Here is a 3,124-nt window from a genome sequence, read left to right as displayed (position 1 = left end):
AATATCAAGCATTGATATAAAGACGATGCCATATCCCGGGTTTCCCACCGACATGCAGGCGCAGTTTATGGTGCTTATGTCTGTTGCTAAAGGTTTTTCCGTAATTTCGGAAACAATATTTGAAAACAGATTTATCCATGTCAGCGAATTAAAAAGATTGGGCGCCGACATCAAAATTTCCGGCAATACAGCCATGATCACAGGAGTTTCCAAACTTATGGGCGCACCTGTCATGGCTACCGATCTACGGGCAAGCGCATCATTGATACTGGCAGGACTTGTGGCATCAGGCACAACCGAAGTAAACCGTGTATATCATCTTGATCGCGGATACGAAGCCATAGAAAAGAAATTTGCTGCTCTCGGAGCCAGGATAAAAAGAGTAAAAGCCTGACGTGGCACAGAAGTTATAAATCCGGTTACGTCTTGTCATTTCGAACGAAGTGAGAAATCCTGATAGTTATGAAATGTGGTAAAATATACCTTCCTTTATAAAACCATCAAAACTCCTGCACCGCATTTCAGCTCAATACAGTAATTTAAAAAGAATTTATGAAAGAGTGCATGTGAAAGAATAGTAATAGAAATACAGACTTATCAAAGGTTTTCCGGATAGCTGATATCCTGAGGATCTGAAAAGATATCTGAAGCAATAATGCCTGTGGGAAAAACCTGCCTGCCCCGGAAAAGATGCCCAGGATTTAAAACGGCAATGTTGCAACACTGTTATAAATAGAATATAGAGCATATAGATTAATATAAAATATTGAAGATTGTATATACGATATTTAAATCATAACCCAGGGCCGGGATGCGACAATGCAATACGGAAAATACAGTTTTAAATGCTGCTTTGAAAACGATGCGATACTTCCTCCCTATAAAGGATCAACATTCCGGGGGATATTCGGGCATGCCTTAAAAAAAGTGGTATGCGCTTTAAAAAGGCAGGAATGCAAAGACTGTCTTTTAAAAGAACGCTGCATATACACTCTTGTTTTTGAAACAAACCACGCAATCAAAGTTCCGGACGGGCTTAGAATTTCCGCACCTCCAAACCCGTTTGTGATAGAGCCTCCGTTATCAAACGGAACCATTTATAAAAAGGGGGCATCGTTTGATTTTAATCTTCTGCTCTTTGGAAAAATAAATAACAGTCTTGCCTATTTTATTTATGCTTTTGACCAGATCGGAAGTACCGGGATAGGAAAAAGAACCGGGGAGAACAGTGGTGTTTTTTCACTCAAAGAAGTAAAAAGCAATGAAAGCATAATCTATTCGGATAAAGACCGTTCTCTTGTTAAAACGGAAGAAAGCGAAGAAATAATATTAAACAATCAGGCCGGTAATAATGATTCGACTCTTCGTATAAAACTTGTTCTTGAAACACCGCTGAGATTAAAATTTGAAAATCATCTTAAAGCGGATCTTCCTTTTCATGTTCTTGTACGCACCATGTTAAGAAGAATTTCTTCCCTTTTTGCTTTTTATGACGGCGGTGAACCACCTCTTGACTATAGCGGTCTTGTTGATAGAGCAAAAACTATCCGCATTGCTGAGCAAAACCTGTCATGGTTTGATTGGAAGCGATATTCCAACCGTCAGGACCAGAAAATGCTTATGGGAGGAATCACGGGTTCAATCATATATGAAGGCAGGATCTCAGAATATCTGCCGCTTATCGAATTTTGCGAAAAAGTGCATATAGGCAAACAAACCACGTTCGGGCTGGGTAAGATAAAAATTGAAAATTAAGAAGATGTAAGATATAAGTATTAAGTGTTAGGGCAAAATAAAGAAAAATCATGAAATAAACAGTTGATTTAAATGATTTGTTAATAAAAACAGATATCTTTGCCAATTTTTTTTAAGGCATAAAAAAAGGGGGTGGTTACAGGATTGATACTATATTCTTTGAATACAGAATGTTATTGTTAATTTATTACCGGTGTCAAACTTGCACAGAAGTAAAAAGGAAGGCCATGGAAGGAGGTTACAGGAAATGCCATTTCAGATGTTTGATTTCATTGTGAAATTTAGGGGCGCCCTCGGAAACATATGACCTGATTAGAAGGGATTGAGACTAAAAAATAAAATAGCCAATAGGGCAATGATAATTATTGTCTCGGAAACATATGACCTGATTAGAAGGGATTGAGACCATCTTGTAGTCAGCGATACCATAAAAAACACTTACCACCTCGGAAACATATGACCTGATTAGAAGGGATTGAGACCATAAATAGCTCTTTCCGACGGCGCATCGTTCTCTTTTCTCGGAAACATATGACCTGATTAGAAGGGATTGAGACTGGGAGTTACGCTTGCGTTGGCGACATTAACTGTGCCTCGGAAACATATGACCTGATTAGAAGGGATTGAGACGCAATAGATATCCCAACTAATTCGGAAAATAAAAAACCTCTCGGAAACATATGACCTGATTAGAAGGGATTGAGACGAAGATATAGGCTGTTGTTGAATAGTTTTAGGTGCCTCGGAAACATATGACCTGATTAGAAGGGATTGAGACTCAAAATAAACTACATTTCCTTTGGCCGCAAGCATTACTCGGAAACATATGACCTGATTAGAAGGGATTGAGACTCTTTTAATTTTTATTCTACTTTGGGCATTTCTACCCTCGGAAACATATGACCTGATTAGAAGGGATTGAGACTTGTCTTTTGTGTCTTCTGTCTGCGGTCTGTTTTCCTTTTTTCTCGGAAACATATGACCTGATTAGAAGGGATTGAGACATAATTTACGACTGGATAATCACCAGCCTTGCTATGAAACCTCGGAAACATATGACCTGATTAGAAGGGATTGAGACAAAACCGGCCGCAGGCTGTACAGGATTATTTTGTTCTTTGAACAATAAAAAAAATTACAATTAATTAAACAAACAAGTGGTCAAAGTCCCAATAATAATGTATAGGAAGGATGATCAAAATTATTATTGAGGCAAAATCCGTGACATCCAAACGATAACGGTAAGGCCGGTTCTAAAGGAAGAGGAACAAGAATATATCAAGTTGATGGCAAAACACCATTATTTGGGGTTTGCGCCTAAAATAGGAGAAACGATGTGGTATGTTGCAACAGTTGATAAAGAATGGGT

Annotated in this window: 1 protein-coding gene, 1 pseudogene and 1 CRISPR repeat array; the gene and the pseudogene both read left to right on the top strand. The window is 38.4% G+C overall.

What is annotated here, in order from left to right; all coding sequences use genetic code 11:
* A pseudogene (locus tag VXK47_RS00410) lies at positions 1-394 on the top strand (UDP-N-acetylglucosamine 1-carboxyvinyltransferase); the annotation flags it as partial.
* A gap of 425 nt (positions 395-819) precedes the next feature.
* Complete coding sequence (gene cas6, locus VXK47_RS00405; RefSeq protein ID WP_435546796.1) at positions 820-1,755, top strand: CRISPR system precrRNA processing endoribonuclease RAMP protein Cas6; 936 nt, start codon at positions 820-822, stop codon at positions 1,753-1,755.
* 292 nt (positions 1,756-2,047) lie between these two features.
* A CRISPR array of direct repeats spans positions 2,048-2,836; the repeat unit is 37 nt; unit sequence CTCGGAAACATATGACCTGATTAGAAGGGATTGAGAC.
* Between the last annotated feature and the right edge of the window lie 288 nt (positions 2,837-3,124).

The organism is Desulfobacterium sp. N47, from assembly GCF_051233685.1.
Taxonomy (GTDB): Bacteria; Desulfobacterota; Desulfobacteria; order Desulfobacterales; family RPRI01; genus RPRI01.
Note: the sequence above shows the minus strand (reverse complement) of the source record. Positions and strands in the feature narration are given on the sequence as shown.